The organism is Nguyenibacter vanlangensis (genome assembly GCF_013376155.1).
GTDB classification, from domain to species: Bacteria; Pseudomonadota; Alphaproteobacteria; order Acetobacterales; family Acetobacteraceae; genus Gluconacetobacter; species Gluconacetobacter vanlangensis.
Genome location: NZ_JABXXP010001120.1, coordinates 1 through 678, shown reverse-complemented (window position 1 = coordinate 678; position 678 = coordinate 1). Strand labels below are relative to the sequence as shown.

Sequence of the window (678 nt, the reverse complement as noted above, 5' to 3'; positions counted from 1 at the left end):
GCCCCGCGCCGCGCGCGCGACCATCGGGTCGATGCGCTGCGCGGCGTCGCGCTGCTGATGATGTTCGTCGACCATATCCCCCAGAACGTCCTGAACCGCTTCACCCTGCGCAATGTCGGTTTCGCCGACGCGGCGGAAATCTTCGTGCTGCTGGCGGGCTACGCCTCGTGGCTGGCCTATGGCCGGAATTTCGACCGGGTGGGCCTGCGCGCCGGGCTGGGGCGGGTGTGGCGGCGCTGCGCGCGGCTCTATGTCTTCCAGGCCGTCATGGTGGTGGTCACCACCGCGACCATCCGGGCCTGGCGGTCGTTCTGGCCGGTGCCGGTTGATTTCCTGGAACCCGAGCTGGCGCACGGGCTCAGCGCCTTCTGGCGGGTGATGTTCCTGGACGCGCTGCCCAGCAACCTGAACATCCTGCCGCTCTATATCGTGCTGCTGGCGGCCTTTCCGCTGGTCTACCTGCTGATGCGCCGCTCGCTGGTGCTGACGCTCGCGCTCAGCGGCGGGCTGTGGCTGCTGATCAACCTGGATCCGACGATCAATTTCCCCAACTGGCTGGATCCGGACGGATGGTATTTCGACCCGCTGGCCTGGCAGTTCCTGTTCACGCTGGGGGCGTGCGCCTCGGTCCTGGCCGGCCGGCGGGGCGGCAGCCTGCCGGCGGTCGGCTGGCTGCGC

The 678-nt window shown here is 69.0% G+C and carries 1 protein-coding gene; it reads left to right on the top strand.

The window, feature by feature from the left end:
• A partial coding sequence (locus HUK84_RS21610; RefSeq protein ID WP_176641973.1) for an OpgC family protein occupies window positions 1-678 on the top strand: 678 nt, incomplete at both ends.